Source organism: Rickettsia tamurae, from assembly GCF_000751075.1.
Taxonomy (GTDB): Bacteria; Pseudomonadota; Alphaproteobacteria; order Rickettsiales; family Rickettsiaceae; genus Rickettsia; species Rickettsia tamurae.
Map to the genome: position 1 here is coordinate 1 of NZ_CCMG01000023.1, position 438 is coordinate 438.

Sequence of the window (438 nt, forward strand, 5' to 3'; positions counted from 1 at the left end):
CCTTTAACGCATGAGATAGTCAAGATTGCAAAAAATTTTAATATTCCAATCACTTCCGATATAGACTTATTATTTGAAAAATCAAGAAATTTAAACTTTATCGCCATAACTGGTACAAACGGTAAAAGTACTACTACTGCTTTAATAAGCTATATCTTAAATAGTAACGGTTTAGACTACCCGGTTGCCGGTAATATTGGAGTTTCTGCTTTGCAAGCTAAAGCAAGTAAGGATGGGTATGTACTTGAATTGTCTTCTTTTCAGCTAGATCTAGTAAAAACCTTTACAGCTAAAATAGCAGTGCTTCTTAATATAACTCCCGACCATTTGGATAGACATCAAGACATGACCGGTTATATTGCAGCAAAATCTAAGATTTTCGATCGAATGGATAAAAAGAGTTATGCAGTAATTAATATCGATAATGATTATTGTCGT

The 438-nt window shown here is 32.9% G+C and carries 1 protein-coding gene; it reads left to right on the forward strand.

Features of this window, described 5'->3' with window-relative positions:
• Positions 1 to 438 (forward strand): Mur ligase family protein (locus MB29_RS07190; protein WP_032139664.1); only part of this gene is annotated, 438 nt, incomplete at both ends.